The organism is Polynucleobacter sp. HIN8 (genome assembly GCF_030297615.1).
Taxonomy (GTDB): Bacteria; Pseudomonadota; Gammaproteobacteria; order Burkholderiales; family Burkholderiaceae; genus Polynucleobacter.
The window spans coordinates 1,366,270-1,385,290 of record NZ_AP028139.1 but is presented as its reverse complement, the minus strand read 5'-3'; the positions used below and the strand labels follow the sequence as shown (position 1 = coordinate 1,385,290).

Genomic DNA, 19,021 nt, shown 5'->3' with positions numbered 1-19,021 from the left:
TTGTAATGGGTCAATGCGACAACTCAAAACGACTTAGCTTTTAAGACCAATTCACGCTGAACCTGCTTAGGCTTCATCGCCAATGGAATTAATTGATTCGTTGCCCATGAGGCGCTTAAATTGCGATAGCGATGACTTTGAACCCAACCCGACTGACCGGTAGGAAGCATAAAAGCCGATTGTTCTGGATCATTGAGGTCATAGATCGCCCTCAGACTTGGCGCATGATTAGCCTGGAATGGCGCTTTTGGATTGTTCAGAACTGGGCGACCCACATTGACCGTAAAGGCATCTCCTGGAAATGGAATGCTGACATTGAAGAACTCCGCTAAGAGGGGAATGTTTTTGAAGGGGCGATGTTCAGACAAAGCATGATGCGCTGTTCCCCAACGCCAATCAGTACTCGATTTTCCGTAGCGTTGGCTCAAATCATTGAGCGCTCGTTGCAGAGCGAGATTAGCGGCGCCTTGGCAATTTTCTCGTTCTGCGGTAGTGTGCACATCGCACCAGGGGCTGTCGGGATTACTGATTTGATGATTGACCGCCCCCCGAAACGAGCGTCTGCCATATTCCTCAGTAAACGAATCACCCAAACGCGAGAACAGGATCCGCGTTAATTGATCGACCCAGGTATTAAAGATAAGGGCAGCGGTGGAATCAATACTCATGCTTCCATCAAAGCGATCGATCACCGACTGAATCCCTGGCTGCAAAGTATGGCCTGATTGCGCATTTTTAAACAGAGGTAAGAGTGCTTGCGCTCCAAGGGAGAGAACATCGCCTTGCATAGCCTGCATCGAAGTGCGATCATGCTGATCTTTCTCTCCAATCATGGCTGCAATACGGTCATAACGAAAGGGCAAGTCCCAGTCTCCGGTTAGTGGGTTGGGATTGCTTGCAGAAATAATTTCCTGATTGGCGCTCGCTAGCCACTCCGCTGTTGGATTAAAAAAGCTGGGAAGTTGCTCAAATGGTAGGTAGGCTGTCCAATCAAATTGGCGCTCCCATCCGAGAGCAGGAGCGACGCCATATAAGCCATGATGCAATTGCCGGCGTGGCGCAACCCCAGCAACTTGCAAGGCAATATTACCTTGAACATCTGCAATCGCAACGGTTTGCATCGGAGCGTAATGATGACGCAAAGCATTTTTGAAAGAGTCAATTGAATCGGCGCGATTCATGAGGATGCCACCAAGCAAGGTTTGATTCTCAACATCCAAAGCGGTCCAGCGTAAGGCGAGCGCATACCGATCGGTATCAATTACCTTTTTGGCACGGGCATGGCTATCGGAAATAATAGGACCATGGCGAGTTTGTTTGACGACAAACCGCAAGGGCGGTTTATCTTTGATCTGAATAATCTCCTCGCGAGCTAAAAAGGAGAGCGGACCGTCAGGACCGATGTACTGATTCGGATTATCAGGATCAATTTTTTCCAGATAGAGATCTTGTACATCTGGTCCGGTATTGGTAAATCCCCAGGCAATTTTGTCGGTCCTGCCCAAAACAACGGCTGGTATGCCTGGCAGGGTGGCCCCAATAACATTGAGTCCTGGAGCTTCGAGGTGTGCAAAGTACCATGTCGATGGAGCACTTAATCCCAAATGCGGATCGTTGGCGAGCAAGGGTTTGCCTGAAATCGTTTTTTTACCCGTAAGCACCCAATTGTTAGAGCCCAAGCCTTCTTGTTGGTCACTTAGCCATCCCACCGTATCGACATGCTTTAGTAAGTAAGGCTCTCCATCACGAGATGCTTGAACCTTGGATTGAGTGGGCCTAAACACCTGGTGTTCGCGATATAGCTTGGCAAAATCAATGTTGGTAACTGGATTGGTACCGGGATAGGGTGGCATCACCTGCCATATATCAGTCGTGCTGAGATATTGAGAAAGCTCTAAGCGAAACAATTCTTTTTGCCAGTTATCGCCCAAATCTAACGCCATCATTAAAGACCATGCAACACTATCTGCGGCAGACCAATAACCGGGCTTGGAACCCGTCAAAAAATACTCGATCGGTAAGGCCCAACCGAGTGCTCGATTACCAGCATTGACGCCATCGGCATAGGCTTGAACCAATTGCTTGATTTCTGCTGGATAGCGCTCAAACTGTTTCTCAGCCGCTTGTTTGATCCCTAGGGTACGAATAAATCGATCAAGTGAGACGGTGCGCTCGCCCAAAATCTCAGAGAGTCGCCCTGAAGCTAGGCGACGACTAATCTCCAGTTGCCAAGAGCGTTCAGTCGCATGCAAAAATCCTAAGGTGTAATACGCATCACGCTGGGATTTTGCCTTAACGTGCGGCACATCGTTCTCATCAAATTGAATCTGAACTGTTTGACCTAGACCGGCACTAATGATTGTTCCAGAAAGATTTGATTTAGCACTTACCCAATAACTTACAGCAAGGATGACTAGGCAGATGAATAAAAGGATTAGTGCAACGATCAAGTAACGCAGGAACTTCGTGAGACTGGATTTGCGCTTTAGGGTTCTCATATCAACTGCAAACGATTACAAAAAAACCCCGCCGTAGCGGGGTTGGTTGGTTTTAAACCTCACTTGTAGAGAACTTGCGGTAACCACAAGCCAATTTCTGGGAATACATACAGCAAAACAAGCGCAATGACCTGAATGCCCATAAACGGCATCATCCCCATGAAGATCTGATTTAAGGTGACGTGGGGAGGTGCAACACCCTTTAAATAAAATGCAGACATCGCTACGGGGGGCGATAGGAATGCAGTTTGTAGGTTCAGGGCAACCAAGAGACCAAAGAACAACGGATTGATTCCAAAGTCATCGAGTAAGGGTACAAAGATTGGCATAAAGATCACAATAATCTCAGTCCATTCCAAAGGCCAACCCAATAAGAAAATAATGACTTGCGACAGAATCAAGAATTGCAATGGACTAAGTCCTAAAGATAGAACCCATTTTTCAACTAAGTCTTGACCGCCCAATAATGCAAAGGCTGCCGAGAAAATGGACGAACCCACAAAGAGCCAACAGACCATCGCACCCGTCTTCGCCGTTAGGAAGACCGACTCTTTAATCACCGTCATATTGAGCTGCTTGTAGGCAGCCGCTAATATAAATCCGCCAATTGCGCCGACTGCCGCTGCTTCGGTAGGTGTTGCCAAACCAAAGACGATGGAGCCCAATACAAATAAGATTAAAACCGCGAGCGGGAAGAAAGAGCTCAAGAGCATCTTGAAGATTTCAAGACGAACCCAAGTCAACAGGGCGTAGTAAATCACCAAAATAGCACCCAAAATACCGGTCATGATCCAGAACCACAGCGGCGCATCGACGGGTTTTGGTGGCTCAGCAGCCGCTGCTGGTTCTGCAGGGCCCGAGGTCTTTGCTACTGGCTTTTCATCTTCAGCGCCTGGTGGCAGAGCCAGACCAGTTCCGCCACTATCTTTTTCAGCGCCAGGAGGTTCGCTAAGGCCGGTTGAACTTGAGCTACTTGAGTAATCACTACCACTACCCGCTTCGCCCATCGGAACCACATCCATGCTAATTACTTCGACTGGCTTGGTGGCTACTTGATAAATGGAGGCGGTAAAAGCAACAAATACGATCAGAGGGATCAGAGCAATGAACAGCGATTTCAGCATCTCTTTACCGCTGACATTGACATTGCGCTTCCCTTTAAGCCCAACCAATAAAGCAGGAATCACTTTTTGACTAATCTTCTCGCCAAGCTCGGTGTAGCTCATTGGCAGTGGTACCTTGCGCTCAGACTCAGCTAAAGGCGGCATCAGGTTTGGCTTGAGCTTAGCCAAAATAATCACATAACCAATGTATAGACCAGCGAGCATGATCCCTGGAAAAAACGCTCCTGCGTACAATTGCACCACCGATACACCAGCGGTAGCGCCATAGACAATTAATAGAACCGATGGCGGAATCAAAATACCGAGGCAGCCCCCAGCGGTAATACATCCTGCTGAGACGCGGGTATCATACCCGGCTTTTAACATGGCAGGGAATGCTAAGAGACCCATTAAGGTCACCACGGCACCCACAATCCCGGTTGCTGTTGCAAATACAGCGCAGGTAAAAATGGTTGCAACTGCTAAGGAGCCTGGTACGCGAACCAAAGCCAAGTGAAGTGATCTAAACAGCTTTTCAATGAGATTGGCGCGCTCAACTAAATAGCCCATGAACACGAATAGGGGAATTGAGATCAACACGTCATTGGTCATGACCGCGTAGGCACGCTGCACCATGAGGGATAAAGTGTTTTGCAGTGCTAAATCAGGATTTTGAAAGCTGTAAGCAAAAAACGTGAAGATCATACCCATACCCATTAAGGTAAAGGCGGTGGGGAAGCCAAGCATGATGGCAACCACGACCAGGGAGAGCATTAGCAGGCCAATATGCCCACTCTGAATATTGCCCCACGGCATTAAAACGATGGTCAATAAGACCACCAATGCCATGATGGAAAAACCAAATAAGAGTTCTTTACGCATGATGATTATTCCTTATCCTTGCCAACCATCGCCTTAAGGGCGTCGACGTCAACTTCCTCAACGTCTTGTTCGCGGGAGGGCCATTCACCCTCGCGGATGCAAACCACGCAACGCAAAATCTCAACGATGCCTTGCATTAAAAGAACCACTCCGGCAATCGGAATAATCGTTTTAAAGGGGTAAAGCGGAGGGCCGTCGGCCGTGATCGAAGAGTGCTCCAAAATTCGCCAAGAGTCAGCGGCATACCCATAGCCAGCGTAGGCAAGCGCAATCACTCCGGGAATGAAGAAAACGATATAAAGAATGAGATCAAAAATTGCTTGGGTACGGGGCTTTAAAAAGCCATACAAGATGTCACCACGTACATGACCATTTTTTGCCAGGGTGTATGCACCTGCCATCATGAACATGGTGCCGTACATCATGATTTGAGCATCAAAAGCCCAGGCATGAGGACTATTGAGCACATATCGTGAAAATACCTCAAAGCCGATGAGAGCAGTAAGCCCAACCACCAACCAAGAGAAACAATGGCCGATAAATGTCGAAACTTTATCAACGGTTAAAAAAAGGTTTTGCATGGCTACACCTACGATTTAGATATAAGAAATGGGATGGTTATTTGCTAACCATCCCATTGGGTTACAGCAAACCGGTATTCTAACAAAAACCGGCTAAGTTGTTGCTAGCTTAGGCCTTCTTTGCAGGAGCTGCAGGCTGGCCAAAGTAGTGGTCATACGCCATGCGACGCTGGACGTTGGTGTCCAGATCCCACTTCACAGCACGCTTAGCAAATGCACGCTGTGAGTCAACAATCTTCTTAAAGAGTGGGTTCTCTGCAGCTTTCTTGGCTACCACCTCGTCAAACACCTTCAACTGAGCACGCAACACCGAGTCAGGAGTCTTGAAGAACTTGACACCTTGCTTGGCTTGCATTTCTTCGTAGGCCGAGGAGTAGCGATCCACCGCTTTCCATGACATATCAGCAGAAGAAGCTTCTACGGCATAGTCAAGGATGTTACGGAGCTTCGCAGGCATCGCGTTGTACTTGGTGCCGTTAAAGAGGATCTCAAACTGCTCCGCATTTTGGTGATAGCTTTGCAACATGCAGACCTTAGAAACGTCTGGGAAGCCCAACTGACGATCGGAAGATGCATTGTTGAACTCCGCTGCATCAAGAAGACCACGATCCATCGCAGGAATAATTTCCCCACCAGGAAGCGCGTTGACTGACACACCCATGGCTGTGAACATGTCAATCGAAATACCAACGGTACGGTACTTGAGACCTTTCATGTCCTCAATCTTGGTAACAGGCTTCTTGAACCAGCCTAGAGGCTGGGTAGGCATTGGGCCATATACATAGGATTTGACGTTGGCGCCAACTACTTTGTAGAGCTCATCGAGTAGCTCTTTGCCGCCGCCGTATTTGTGCCATGAAAGGAGCATGTTAGCATCCATACCGAAGGATGGGCCTGATCCCCATAGGGCAAGCGCAGCATTTTTTCCGTAGTGATAAACAACCACACCATGACCGCCGTCCAAAGTGCCTTTAGAAACAGCATCTAAGAGACCAAAAGCAGGAACCACTGCACCAGCAGGCAGAACTTCAATTCGGAGTTCGCCACCAGTCATGTCGTTCACTTTCTTTGCGAAGTCGAGTGCGTACTCGTGGAAGATATCCTTCGCTGGCCATGTGGACTGGAAGCGCAATGTTTGTGGCGCTGCCTGACCTTGAGAAATCATTGGGAAGCTAAGAGCAGCTGCTCCGGCACTACCGACTGCTGCACCTTTCAAAAATTTACGACGTGGTGCTTGTTTTTTGGTTTCGGACATTCATATCTCCTGGTTAATATCAATTTAATACTGCGTGTAAAGCAGAAGGAAATTGTAGGATTATTGGCGGGAATGAGATATCGGGTAAACCCTTTGTTTGCATGGCTTCATGGTTATTTAAAAAGGGTGTTCGGAAAGGGTCTTCAACCCGCTCGTGATACGATTTCATCTAGCTATCATTGTTGCAACGCATCAGCGTGCGTAACATTTTTATTACAATGTTGGATTGCGTTTGCCCGAGTGGTGAAATCGGTAGACACAGCAGATTTAAAATCTGCCGCTCATAAAAAGGGCGTGCCGGTTCGATTCCGGCCTCGGGCACCAGTTATGGATTGCGTACGCAGCGAAATCCGATGTAGACCACCACAGTATTTTCTGGCTTGGTGGCCACATTACCCTCGATTTGTTGCTCAGGACCATACCACCACGATGCCCCTCGGGTAATGCGCTCACTGTTAACTTTAGTTGACGTCCATTCCCATACATTGCCACCCATATCAAAGAGCCCATTGACCCCTGGCTGGGTAGTGCCGGCGGCCACATGGCCATCGCCACGCAGCAAACTTCCTACCGGAGCCAAGCCTTTGTAGTTTCCGCATGCTGAACTTAAACAATGGGAAGCTTTGGGGGTACTACCGTTTGGGTAGGGATAGCGTTGCCCCCGCTGAAAACCTGCCGGCGGGGATTTGCGTTGCTCTACGAATGCTGCCTCGACCCACTCTTTATCGGTGGGCAAGCGTTTTCCAAAGAATTCGCAGATCGATTGAGCCTCAAAGGCATTGAGGTGAACGGCTGGTTCATTATCTCCAGCTGCTACCCCGTATGGCGTTCGCCAGGTCCACCCAGGTTTTTTCACAAAACCTAATTCATAGGAAGTGCCACCCCCAGCCTTCTCCGCCACACTTTGAAATCCAGTCGCAGCGGCATACCGTTTGACTTCGCCAATCGTCATCTCATATTGATCCCAAAGAACACCGTGCACCTCAAGGCTGGGAATGGTTGATTTCACTGACTGAGCTTGTAGATGAAAACTAAAGGTCAGGAATGAAAATATGCAAATTTTGCTAATTGTGAGAATATTCATATAAATTTGTTAACCTAGATTTTGATTAACAATCATTTTTGCTGAATTTCAATTCTTTTGCACAGTGAAATTAACGTGCAACCCGGCCCATGAATAAATCCATTCTTTTTCTTGTTAGCACGTTCTTCCTAGCGCAAAGCGTTTTGGCTAACCCTGAGCCATCTAAAACTACCCGAGAGATAGCAAAAGGCGATGCGCCTATGACTGCGGAGGTGCTTGCGGTCTTTTTTACGCCTCCGACCGGGGCAGCGCGCGGGTTAATTCGTTATCTAGATGGCGCCAAGAAAAGTATTCAGGTGATGGCCTATAGTTTTACGTATCTTGAGATCGCTGATGCGCTTGCTAGGGCGGCCAAACGGGGCGTGGATGTGCAGGTGATTCAGGATGGGCCAACGGCTGCAAATAACTTTGATGTGATCCCGGTATTGCTAAAAGGTGGCGTCTCGGTCCGGGGCAATAAAGCGCATCGTATTTTTCATCATAAGGTGATGATCATTGATGGCGAGATTGTGGTGACTGGAAGTTATAACTTCACCAATAGTGCTGAGAAAAGCAATGCGGAGAATATGATTATTTTGCGCTCAACACCATTAGCGCAGCAGTATTACAAAAACTTCATCTCGCATTGGGAGCGCAGTTACCCAATTACTACGCCACCAGAGCGAAAGACAGCCAAACCTAATTAATCGGGCTCGGTCACAAATCCCAATTTCGTTAAGCCCGCGCGCCGTGATGCGGCTAGTACTTGAGCTACGGCATCGTAGCGCACGGATTTATCAGCCCGCAAATTAATCTCAGGCTGTGGATCTTTCTTGGCCGCTTTATCTGCATATGCCGAGAAGGTAGCTAAATCGATCGGTGTGCTATTCCAAAAGATTTGGCCCTTGCCATCAATCGTTAATTGAACCGATTCAGGTTTTATCTCATTGCGAACGCTATTGGCTTTGGGCAGTTCGACCTTCACTGCTTGCTGGACCACGGGCAGGGTGATCATAAAAATAATCAGCAAAACTAACATGACATCCACCATTGGGGTCATGTTGATCTCAGCCATTAGGCCATCTTCGTGTTGATCGTTTGAGGGATTACTAAAGGACATGATTAATCTTTCTGGGCAACGCGTGCGCCAGTCACAAAGTAGGCCAAGAGATCATTGGCAAAGCGATTGAGGTCTGCAACCACTAAGCGATTTGAGCGATTAATGGTGTTATAGCCAAGTACGGCTGGAATGGCAACCGCGAGACCAAACGCGGTCATAATTAGTGCCTCACCAATGGGACCAGCGACTTGATCAATCTGTGCACTGCCTGAGCTACTAATTGCAATCAGGGCGTGATAGATCCCCCAGACCGTACCGAATAAACCGATAAATGGTGCAGTTGCACCAGTCGATGCTAAAAACGTTAATCCTTTTTGCAATTGAGCGGTTGAGGAGTCGACCCCATTTTTTAAACTACGCGCCATCCATTCGGAGTAGTTGAGCGTTTGAAAGAGTTCACGATGACTAGCACTTTGGTTCTGATGATGAGCCGAAGCTTCATGACCAGTCCTTGCAACCATAAAAAAGGGATTCATTGCTTGATTGCTTAAGTGACTGAGTCCCTCATCAAAAGAGCGGGCTCGCCAAAAAGAATCCAGTTCACTTTTAAGGCGTTTGATATTGCGTAAGCCCCACAAGCGACTGATCAAAATCACCCAGGTCACAATTGACATCAACAAAAGTAAAAGAGCAACAAAGTGAGTGACGAAGTCCCCCTGGGTCCAAAGGTGGTGAAGGCCAAATGCATTGTTCATATTAGGGACTCTTTAGGTTGAATTTAATTAATAGATTAGTTGAGATTTTAGTGGGACTACCGTTGATGGTGTAGGGTTTAAATCGATACCGCTTCCCAATTTCCATCGCGGCCCGATCAAGCCTTGGGTAGGAACTCGACTGTAATAATCGCGCTTCCTCCACTTCACCAGACTCGCTAATGATGAGCCTGACCACCACTTCACCTTGTTCGCCCGCGCGCTTTGAGAATGAAGGGTAATACGGATCTGCATCAGGCTGGTAGACCACCACTAATTTCCCAATATCCGTTTGGATGGGGGTGCCACTAATTCCACCTCCACCGGTAGGCGGGGCAACACTTGCATTTTGCGTACTTTCGCTGGGTTTGGCGGCCGCAGTTTCTGTCGGGGCTGCAGTCTTTTGTGCTGGCGTTGGATTTGGTGCGGGAGCAACGGATTTTTCTGGTTTTTTAGGTTCAGGTTTAGGTGTTGGTTTGGGTGCTTCAACTGCCGGCTTTGGGGCGGGGGGCGTCGCCGCCTTCGCTGGCGCCTGCGGAGCCTCTGGGGCCACGAGATTTGCCATCACCCGTTCATCATTTTGATAATCCGGTGGCTTTGGGCTTAAACCAAATTGAAAGGGAATAATTAAGGATAAATGCGCAAGAACCACCAGCGCGATGATGATGCGCTCATCCCGGGAGAAGGGGAGGCGCCATTGTCTGGAACTAGCAAGGACCATGCTCAAATCATCAATGATTGGTTGTTGATGCTGCGGTGTGACAGGGGAGTTTGCAATAAGCGCTCTGCCATCGCCTGTAATGTATCCCCATTCGCAGTGCTCAGCAAGTTTAATGACATGATCCCTGCCTCATTGGCTAGGCCATGCTGCTCAAGTTGTCGACCCAGTTGACGAACCACGGCATCGCTTGTATCCACGATGGTGATTGATGCACCAATGAGCTCCCTAATATGATTTTTCAGAAAAGGGTAATGCGTGCAACCCAGAACCAAGGTATCTGCCTGCGCCTGCACGATACCTTGCAGATGCGTTTGCAATAAAGTGCGCATCGCTGGAGATTCGATTTCTCCATTTTCAATAAGTGGTACTAGGCCGGCGCCGGCTTGCTTAATAAAACGGCATTGACTTGGTAATGTCGCCAAGAGCGAATTGAACTTATCGCTATTGAGGGTTGCTTCAGTAGCGAGCACACCCACAACGCCATTCTGGGATTGCATCGCCGCTGGTTTGATGCCAGGCTCTACGCCAATGACGGGTATCTGCAGCTCCGCGCGGATTTGGGCAATCGCTTCTGCAGTTGCGGTATTGCATGCCACCACAATCGCATCGCAACCATGCTCGACTAGGTAGCGGCACATGTGCAAGCTACGATTAGCAATCCAAGAGGCTGATTTTTCTCCGTAGGGCGCGTTGGCAGAATCGGCTAAATAAATGTAGTGATGCAAAGGCAATTGCTTGAGCGCCTCATCCAAAATGGATAGACCGCCAACCCCAGAATCAAATACACCGATCGTTGCCAACGTTGCTTACCAGTTTGATCCGTTAAGCGACGCTCACTGGAATCTTGCCAATCTTCATTTGCCACTCTCTGGGCCCCGTTTCATGCATGGAGATCCCTTGCGAGTCAACCGCTACAGTGACTGGCATGTCGACCACATCAAACTCGTAAATCGCTTCCATGCCTAAATCTTGGAATGCAACCACCTTGGCATGAGCAATTGCTTTGGATACGAGATAGGCTGCACCGCCGACTGCCATGAGATACGCGGAGCGATGTTTCTTGATTGACTCAATCGCCACAGGGCCGCGTTCGGCCTTACCAATCATTGCAATTAAGCCAGTTTGACCCAACATCGTCTCAGTAAATTTATCCATCCGGGTCGCAGTGGTTGGACCCGCTGGACCAACTGCTTCACCACGCACTGGATCAACGGGCCCAACATAATAGATCACGCGATTTTTAAAACTCACAGGTAATGACTCGCCTTTAGCCAGCATGTCGGCAATGCGCTTGTGAGCTGCATCGCGACCCGTGAGGATCTTGCCATTGAGTAATAAGGTCTGACCGGGTTTCCAACTAGCTACTTCCTCGGGTGTTAACGCATTGACATTAATGCGTTTGGATTGTTTGGTGTCCGGTTGCCATGCGACGGCAGGCCAATCGTTCAGCGACGGAATATCAAAATGAGCCGGGCCGCTACCATCAAGGTGAAAGTGGAGGTGTCGTGTGGCTGCACAGTTCGGAATCATCGCTACTGGTAATGAGGCGGCATGCGTGGGGTAGTCCATGATCTTGACATCAAGTACGGTTGCAAGACCACCAAGACCTTGAGCGCCGATCCCTAATTGGTTGACCTTTTCATAAATCTCAAGACGTAACTCGTCAATACGATTCTTGGGGCCACGCGCAATTAGCTCTTGAATATCAACAGGTGCCATGAGCGACTCCTTCGCAAGAAGAGCCGCTTTCTCCGGCGTGCCACCGATTCCGATTCCAAGAATACCGGGAGGGCACCACCCAGCACCCATGGTTGGAACGGTTTTCATGACCCAATCCACAATGGAGTCCGATGGATTGAGCATCACCATCTTTGCTTTATTTTCAGAGCCACCACCTTTGGCAGCACAGATCACTTCAAGATCATTGCCTGGAACGATTTCATAATGAATGACTGCAGGCGTGTTATCGCCCGAGTTTTTACGTTTACCTGCTGGGTCTAGTAATACAGAACCTCGCAGGGGATTGTCGGGATTCATGTACGCACGCCGCACACCCTCATTCACCATATCCGCAACACTCATGGTGGCACCACTCCAATTGATGTTCATGCCCACTTTGAGAAAGACCACCGCAATCCCGGTGTCCTGGCAGATCGGTCGTTTACCCTCCGCACACATTTTGCTGTTGGTCAGAATTTGGGCAATCGCATCCTTTGCTGCTGGGCCTTGTTCGAGCTCATAGGCACGTCCCATGGCTTGGATGAAATCCCGAGGATGGTAGTAGGAAATAAACTGAAAAGCGTCCGCAATGCTTTGAATCAGGTCGTCTTGGCGTATCGTAGGCATAGGAATATTTCAATAAGTGGAATGAAATAAGCATTTTAAGGGTTTGCCATAGGGCAAATCAGGACTTAATTCACTTATCGTCATATGAAACGATAGACCGATTGTTTGTTGTGTTGTCACTATAAGTTTGAAGAGAGGGTGTTATTCGTATGGAACCATTAATGCAAGAAAACCGGATTTTTAATCCGCCCGCTGATTTTGTAAAAAACGCCGCCATTTCAGGAATGGATGCTTACAAAAAGTTATGCGCAGAAGCAGAAAAAGATTACGAGGGATTTTGGGGGCGTCTAGCTAAAGAGAATCTCCATTGGAAGCAAGTTTTTACGAAAGTACTTGATGAGTCCAAGGCACCTTTTTATAAATGGTTTGAAGATGGCACAACGAATGCCTCCTACAACTGCCTTGATCGTAATTTGCAAAATGGCAATGCCAATAAAACCGCCATCATTTTTGAGTCGGATGACGGTAAGGTAACAAAGGTTACGTATCAAGAGTTACACGATCGCGTTTGTCAATTAGCGAACGCGTTGCGTAAACGCGGTATTAAAAAGGGTGATCGCGTCATCATTTATATGCCGATGTCAGTCGAGGGCGTGATTGCCATGCAAGCCTGTGCTCGCATTGGCGCCACACACTCCGTGGTGTTTGGAGGCTTCTCCGCAAAATCCTTGCAAGAGCGCATTATTGATGCGGGTGCGGTTGCAGTAATCACCGCCGATGAGCAAATGCGCGGAGGTAAAGCATTACCTCTGAAGACGATTGTCGATGAGGCCTTAGCGCTTGGCGGCTGCGAGAACATTAAAAACGTGATTATCTACAAGCGCACAGGCGGCAATATTCCCTTTAAGGCTGGCCTTGATTCATGGATGCACGAAGTGACTGCGAGCGAAGCAAAAACCTGTGATCCAGAATGGGTGAGCGCTGAGCATCCTTTATTTATTTTGTACACCTCAGGATCAACCGGTAAGCCAAAAGGTGTGCAGCATTCCACTGGTGGTTATCTGTTGTGGGCCATCCTCACGATGAAGTGGACCTTTGATATCAAGCCAAGCGATATCTTCTGGTGTACGGCGGATATTGGTTGGGTCACTGGACACTCCTATATTGCCTATGGACCATTGGCAGTGGGTGGTACACAAATCGTGTTTGAAGGTGTGCCCACTTTCCCGAATGCTGGTCGTTTTTGGGAGATGATTCAAAAACACAATGCCACGATTTTCTACACGGCACCGACTGCAATTCGTTCTTTGATTAAGGCATCGAATACGGATCCTAGCGTTCATCCTAAAAATTACGATCTCAGTTCATTGCGTCTCTTGGGATCGGTGGGTGAGCCAATTAATCCCGAGGCATGGATGTGGTACTACGAGAACATCGGCGGCTCGCGTTGTCCGATTGCCGATACCTTCTGGCAAACCGAGACCGGTGGTCATATGATTAGCCCATTGCCTGGCGCAACCCCCATGGTTCCCGGTTCTTGCACCTTGCCATTGCCAGGCATTATGGCCGCGATTGTGGATGAGACTGGTAACGATATGCCTAATGGTCAGGGTGGCATCTTGGTGGTGAAGCGTCCTTGGCCATCGATGATTCGGACAATTTGGGGTGATCCCGATCGCTTTGTGAAAGCGTATTTCCCAGATGAGTTTGGTCGCAAACTTTACTTGGCAGGTGATGGTGCGATTCGGAACAAAGATACTGGCTACTTCACCATTACTGGCCGTATCGATGACGTTCTGAACGTGTCAGGCCATCGTATGGGCACCATGGAGATTGAATCGACCCTGGTTGCCAATCCGCTAGTCGCCGAAGCTGCTGTTGTAGGGCGCCCAGATGATATGACTGGCGAAGCAATTTGCGCTTTTGTGGTTCTTAAGGGTAAACGTCCCGAAGGGGAAGAGGCCAAGAAGATTGCGACTGAATTACGCAATTGGGTGGGCAAAGAAATTGGTCCGATTGCGAAACCGAAGGATGTGCGCTTTGGTGATAACTTGCCAAAGACCCGCTCTGGAAAGATTATGCGCAGACTCTTGCGCGTGATTGCGAAGGGCGAGGATATTACGCAGGACACCTCGACGCTTGAGAACCCGGCAATCTTAGAGCAATTAAAGAAGTCACTGTAAGCTTGCAAAATCAACAGAAATCATTCAACACTCTTCGAACCGTATAATGAACGGTTTCGGAGAGGTGGATGAGCGGTTTAAGTCGCACGCCTGGAAAGCGTGTGTAGGTTAATAGCCTACCGCGGGTTCGAATCCCGCCCTCTCCGCCAATGAGTTCTTTGTTTGCATTCGATAATCCCAGAAAGAGGATTCCGAAATGAAATCTTCCATCTTCACCCAAGGGCTTGATAAAAACCCTGCGAATTACGTTGCTCAGTCTCCGCTGACTTTTATTGAACGTGCTGCATTGGTCTACCCACAAAGGCCAGCAGTGATTCATGGGAGTGTGACGCGCACCTGGTCAGAAACCTACGCGCGCTGCCGTCAGTTTGCTTCTGCGCTTACTCAGCACGGAATTCAACGTTTTGATACCGTCGCCGTGATGTTGCCAAATATTCCAGCGATGGTTGAGGCGCACTTTGCAATTCCGATGACCGGCGCAGTTCTATGCGCACTCAATACTCGTTTGGATGCGTCTGCCATTGCATTTATGCTTGAGCATGGCGAAGCCAAGGTCGTATTGATTGACCCTGAATTCTCTGGAGTAATGCAAGCCGCATTAGCAATTCTTCACGAGAAAAAGCTTCCATTACCGTATGTCATCGATGTTAGTGATGCTATGTATTCGGGTTCCGGTAAAGCAATTGGTTCGATTGAATATGAGCAATTTATTGCCAAGGGAGATCCAGAGTTTTCATATCAACTCCCAAGCGATGAATGGGACTCCATCTGCCTGAACTACACCTCTGGCACAACGGGCAACCCAAAAGGTGTGGTGTATTCGCATCGAGGCGCCTATACCAATGCGATCTCAAATATTTTGGAGTGGGACATGCCACGCCATCCCGTGTATTTATGGGTATTGCCATTATTTCATTGCAATGGTTGGTGTTTTCCATGGACTGTTGCCGCACGAGCAGGCATTAATGTCTGCTTACGTAAAGTCGACGCGAAGCAGATATTTGATGCGATTCGCGAACACCAAGTGACCCATTATTGTGGTGCGCCGATTGTTCATAACATGCTCATTAATGCCCCCGATGATTTAAAAGAGGGTATTACCCATCGTGTGAGCGCTATGGTCGCGGGTGCAGCACCGCCAGCAGCCATGATTGAGGGCATGGAAAAGATGGGGTTTGATATTACCCATGTATATGGTTTAACTGAGACTTATGGTCCCGCTTCAGTGTGTGTCAAGCATGATGATTGGACCTCGGTGGATGTGGGAGAGCGCGCTCGATTAAATGCGCGACAAGGTGTTCGGTATCACTTGCAACATGCCGCTTTAGTGATGGATCCCGAAACGATGCAACCCGTCCCAGCCGATGGCGAGACAATGGGCGAAATTATGTTTCGGGGCAATATTGCGATGAAAGGCTATCTGAAGAATGAAAAAGCAACGCAAGAAGCGTTCGCAGGAGGGTGGTTTCATTCGGGCGACCTAGCCGTCATGTATCCCGATGGGTACATCAAAATTAAGGACCGTAGTAAAGACATCATCATTTCTGGTGGAGAAAATATCTCCAGTATTGAGGTTGAAGATGTGTTGTACCGGCACCCTGCAGTTTTAGCTGCAGCGGTCGTTGCAAAACCGGATTCAAAGTGGGGCGAGACTCCATGCGCATTCATTGAACTGAAGGCCGGTGCGAATCCCACCCCAGAGGAAATTCTGGAGCATTGTAAAAAACACCTTGCTGGTTTTAAGGTGCCTCGTGCAGTGGTCTTTGGTGAGATACCTAAAACAGCAACTGGAAAGATTCAGAAATTTGAATTGCGTAAGCGCGCCGGTTCAGCCACAGCCATTGATGTTTAATCATGCCGGTTGACTATCGCGCCCCGCTGGCTGATATGCACTTTATTGTGCATCAGCTCATTCCGCTCTCCAGAATTCAAACCTTACCAGGCTATGAAGAAGTGGATGATGATTTAGTCAATACGATTTTGGAGGAAGCCTCTAAGTTTGCGAATCAGGTCTTAAGCCCCATCAATTGGACGGGCGATCAAGAGGGCTGTATCTTGGAGCATGCCGTTGTGAAAACTCCAAGTGGGTTTAAGGATGCCTATCAGCAATATATCGAAGCGGGATGGATTTCTTTAGCAGCAAATCCTAATTTTGGAGGGCAGGGTTTGCCTGCATCGCTCGCTACCCCCGTCAATGAGATGTGGCACTCTGCCAATATGGCATTCATGCTATGCCCCATGCTGACCGCGGGCGCTATTGAAGCGATTGAGCACCATGCAACTGCAAATCAGCAATCAATTTATTTGCCGAAATTGATTTCGGGTGAGTGGGCGGGTACGATGAACTTAACTGAGCCAGCAGCCGGATCGGATTTATCAGCCGTTAGTACCAAAGCGATCCCTAATGGCGATCACTATTTAATTACCGGTACCAAAATCTTTATTACCTATGGTGAGCATGACCTTACTGAAAATATCGTGCATTTGGTATTGGCACGTTTGCCAAATGCGCCGGCTGGCGTAAAAGGAATTTCTCTATTTATCGTACCTAAGTTCTTAGTGAATGCCGATGGTAGCTTGGGTCCACGCAATGATGTGCAGTGTGCTTCGATTGAACATAAGCTTGGGATACATGCAAGCCCCACCGCAGTGATGTCTTTTGGGGAAGCTGGCGGAGCAATCGGTTATTTGGTTGGTGAGGAAAACCGTGGCTTGGAATATATGTTCACGATGATGAACAACGCGCGTCTAGCGGTTGGTCTTGAAGGTGTTGCAGTTGCCGAGCGTGCGTATCAGCAGGCTGCTGAATATGCCAAAGAGCGCGTACAGGGTAAGGTCCCTCAAAAGAGCGGCAAATTACCGATCTTGCATCATGCTGACGTCCAGCGGATGCTCATGCTGATGAAAACCCAAACCGAGGCCATGCGAGCCTTGGCCTACATTGCGGCGGCTGGAGTGGATTTTGCTCAAAAGCATCCTGATGAGGCGATTCGCCAGAGTAGCCAACGTCGTGTTGATTTTTTAACCCCCATCGTTAAAGCCTGGTCCACGGAGCAAGCGATTGAAATTGCGTCCTTGGGAGTGCAAGTGCACGGTGGGATGGGTTATATCGAAGAGACGGGTGCTGCTCAACATTTACGCGATGCACGTATCACTACTATTTATGAAGGAACAACTGGGATTCAAGCTGGCGATTTACTCGGACGAAAAATTATTCGAGATGATGGTGTCGAGGCACGAAAACTGATTGCAGAGATTGAGGCTGAAGCACAAGCGTGTCAAAACCATACCGACCCTGATCTCCAGTTAATCGGCCACGAATTGCATAAGGCGACTCAAGCGCTCGCTAAGGCTCTAAATTGGCTACTCACTGCGCACAATGACCAACCGCAAGCCACCTTGGCAGGCGCGTACCCATTATTGCGTTCGTTTGGCATTCTTTGTGGTGGCTGGCTCTTAGCAAAATCAGCCTTAATCGTGAATAGCCCAAGTTATTCTGGTCAAAATGGATTTGCATCCCAGAAAAAAGCGAGTGCTATTTTTTATACCCATGAAGTGTTGCCACACGTCGTAGGGCTTGTGCAAACAATTTGTGCTGGCGCTGATGTTGCAAAAGCCATGAACGATGGCTTGGCCGATTTAATGAATCCCTAAGCCCTGTAAACCAATTTCAGCTAAAAGCCCCGCTTTTTTACCATTCTCAGCGGCATCTTGGGCGCTGGCATTGCCGTCCACGGCGCGTTGCGCAACGCCATGCAAAATGGCTGCAATCCGAAAAAAGTTATATGCCATATAAAAGTTCCAATCCGCATTGGCATTGCGTCCGGTGCGCGCTTCATACGCTTTGATGTAATCCTCTTCAGACGGAATCCCAAGATACTGCAGGTCAAGGCCACCAATGCCGCGCCATAAAGCGGGCGGGATTCTCCAGGCCATGCATTGATAGGAAAGGTCTGCCAGGGGATGACCCAAGGTTGAGAGCTCCCAATCGAGCACACCCATGATCGTGTGATCCTTAGGATGGAACACGAGGTTATCTAGACGAAAGTCGCCGTGTACGAGGGTGGTTTCATCATCGCTCGGAATGTGATGAGGAAGCCATTCAATGAGTTGAGCCAGGGCGCTTGGTATCGGAATGGTGGTTTCCTGTACTTGCTTTGACCAACGACTTACCTGCCTCGCAAAATAATTACCGGGTTTGCCAAAACTCTCCAAACCAATTTGACGGTAATCCAATTGATGAATCGCAGCCAGCACTCGATTCATTTCGTCGTAGATCGCTCCCCGCTCGGTAGAACTCATTTGCGGAAGCGATTGATCATGAAACACCTGCCCAGCTAGATAAGACATTAAATAGAAAGGGGTGCCAATCAGTGACTCATCCTCACACAGCGCCAGCATTTTGGGAACTGGTACAGCGGTTGATGCTAGGGCACTCATGACGCGGTATTCCCGTTCAATCGCGTGGGCGGAGGGCAATAGCTTGCCAGAGGGTTTCTTACGCAGCACCACGCAGTCGGCGCCACACCTAATTTTGTAGGTTGGGTTGGATTGACCGCCAACAAGTGACTCAATTTCGATCGAACGGGTATCTAAACCAAGTTGATCAAGATAAGTATGCAACCGAGGATGATTGA

General features: G+C 48.6%; 15 protein-coding genes and 2 tRNA genes. 6 read left to right on the top strand and 11 right to left on the bottom strand.

The features are described 5' to 3' along the window. Positions 1–23 precede the first annotated feature (23 nt). The 4 genes from QUE65_RS07255 to QUE65_RS07240 all read right to left on the bottom strand — a co-directional run bounded on the left by QUE65_RS07255 (position 24) and on the right by QUE65_RS07240 (position 6,319). On the bottom strand, positions 24–2,498 hold the full coding sequence (locus tag QUE65_RS07255; RefSeq protein ID WP_286280336.1) for a penicillin acylase family protein: 2,475 nt from the start codon (positions 2,496–2,498) through the stop codon (positions 24–26). Between the two features lie 59 nt (positions 2,499–2,557). Then, complete coding sequence (locus tag QUE65_RS07250) at positions 2,558–4,483, bottom strand: TRAP transporter large permease (RefSeq protein WP_286280335.1); 1,926 nt, start codon at positions 4,481–4,483, stop codon at positions 2,558–2,560. Positions 4,484–4,488: 5 nt separating this feature from the next. Further along, on the bottom strand, positions 4,489–5,064 hold the full coding sequence (locus tag QUE65_RS07245; protein WP_215369470.1) for a TRAP transporter small permease subunit: 576 nt from the start codon (positions 5,062–5,064) through the stop codon (positions 4,489–4,491). 109 nt (positions 5,065–5,173) lie between these two features. After that, complete coding sequence (locus QUE65_RS07240) at positions 5,174–6,319, bottom strand: TRAP transporter substrate-binding protein (protein WP_286280334.1); 1,146 nt, start codon at positions 6,317–6,319, stop codon at positions 5,174–5,176. 234 nt (positions 6,320–6,553) lie between these two features. Here QUE65_RS07240 and QUE65_RS07235 point away from each other — a divergent pair. Continuing rightward, positions 6,554–6,643: transfer RNA gene (locus tag QUE65_RS07235), tRNA-Leu, on the top strand. Between the two features lies 1 nt (position 6,644). Here the strand turns inward: QUE65_RS07235 and QUE65_RS07230 are convergent. Continuing rightward, positions 6,645–7,403, bottom strand: coding sequence for a formylglycine-generating enzyme family protein (locus QUE65_RS07230; RefSeq protein WP_286280333.1), 759 nt, complete (start codon positions 7,401–7,403; stop codon positions 6,645–6,647). Between the two features lie 89 nt (positions 7,404–7,492). On the opposite strand from QUE65_RS07230, the gene QUE65_RS07225 reads away from it, so the two are divergent. Next, positions 7,493–8,089 carry a phospholipase D family nuclease gene (locus QUE65_RS07225; protein WP_286280332.1) on the top strand — a complete coding sequence of 199 codons (597 nt, stop codon included), beginning with the start codon at positions 7,493–7,495 and terminating at the stop codon, positions 8,087–8,089. Here the strand turns inward: QUE65_RS07225 and QUE65_RS07220 are convergent. The 5 genes from QUE65_RS07220 to QUE65_RS07200 are packed head-to-tail and all read right to left on the bottom strand — an operon-like array spanning position 8,086 to position 12,261. After that, complete coding sequence (locus QUE65_RS07220; RefSeq protein ID WP_286280331.1) at positions 8,086–8,502, bottom strand: ExbD/TolR family protein; 417 nt, start codon at positions 8,500–8,502, stop codon at positions 8,086–8,088. The two genes, QUE65_RS07225 and QUE65_RS07220, sit on opposite strands and share 4 nt — an antisense overlap. Before the next feature lie 2 nt (positions 8,503–8,504). Next, the gene (locus tag QUE65_RS07215) at positions 8,505–9,197 is read right to left on the bottom strand and encodes a MotA/TolQ/ExbB proton channel family protein (RefSeq protein ID WP_286280330.1); all 693 of its coding nucleotides are present in this window, start codon (positions 9,195–9,197) and stop codon (positions 8,505–8,507) included. A 1-nt stretch (position 9,198) separates the two neighbouring features. Then, the gene (locus QUE65_RS07210; RefSeq protein ID WP_286280328.1) at positions 9,199–9,915 is read right to left on the bottom strand and encodes an energy transducer TonB; all 717 of its coding nucleotides are present in this window, start codon (positions 9,913–9,915) and stop codon (positions 9,199–9,201) included. A gap of 2 nt (positions 9,916–9,917) precedes the next feature. Continuing rightward, on the bottom strand, positions 9,918–10,715 hold the full coding sequence (murI, locus tag QUE65_RS07205) for a glutamate racemase (protein WP_286280326.1): 798 nt from the start codon (positions 10,713–10,715) through the stop codon (positions 9,918–9,920). 22 nt (positions 10,716–10,737) lie between these two features. After that, positions 10,738–12,261: a fumarate hydratase gene (locus tag QUE65_RS07200; RefSeq protein WP_286280324.1), complete on the bottom strand. Its 1,524-nt coding sequence runs from the start codon at positions 12,259–12,261 to the stop codon at positions 10,738–10,740. A gap of 149 nt (positions 12,262–12,410) precedes the next feature. Between QUE65_RS07200 and acs the strand changes: the two genes are divergently transcribed. From acs to QUE65_RS07180, 4 genes are all read left to right on the top strand, one after another. Next, complete coding sequence (gene acs / locus QUE65_RS07195; protein WP_286280323.1) at positions 12,411–14,384, top strand: acetate--CoA ligase; 1,974 nt, start codon at positions 12,411–12,413, stop codon at positions 14,382–14,384. A 58-nt stretch (positions 14,385–14,442) separates the two neighbouring features. Then, positions 14,443–14,533, top strand: a tRNA-Ser gene (locus QUE65_RS07190). Positions 14,534–14,580: 47 nt separating this feature from the next. Beyond that, the gene (locus QUE65_RS07185; protein WP_286280322.1) at positions 14,581–16,236 is read left to right on the top strand and encodes an acyl-CoA synthetase; all 1,656 of its coding nucleotides are present in this window, start codon (positions 14,581–14,583) and stop codon (positions 16,234–16,236) included. A gap of 2 nt (positions 16,237–16,238) precedes the next feature. After that, positions 16,239–18,038: an acyl-CoA dehydrogenase gene (locus tag QUE65_RS07180; RefSeq protein WP_286280319.1), complete on the top strand. Its 1,800-nt coding sequence runs from the start codon at positions 16,239–16,241 to the stop codon at positions 18,036–18,038. On the opposite strand, the gene QUE65_RS07175 is transcribed toward QUE65_RS07180, so the two are convergent. After that, the gene (locus QUE65_RS07175; protein ID WP_286280317.1) at positions 18,024–19,007 is read right to left on the bottom strand and encodes a phosphotransferase family protein; all 984 of its coding nucleotides are present in this window, start codon (positions 19,005–19,007) and stop codon (positions 18,024–18,026) included. The genes QUE65_RS07180 and QUE65_RS07175 overlap by 15 nt on opposite strands. Between the last annotated feature and the right edge of the window lie 14 nt (positions 19,008–19,021).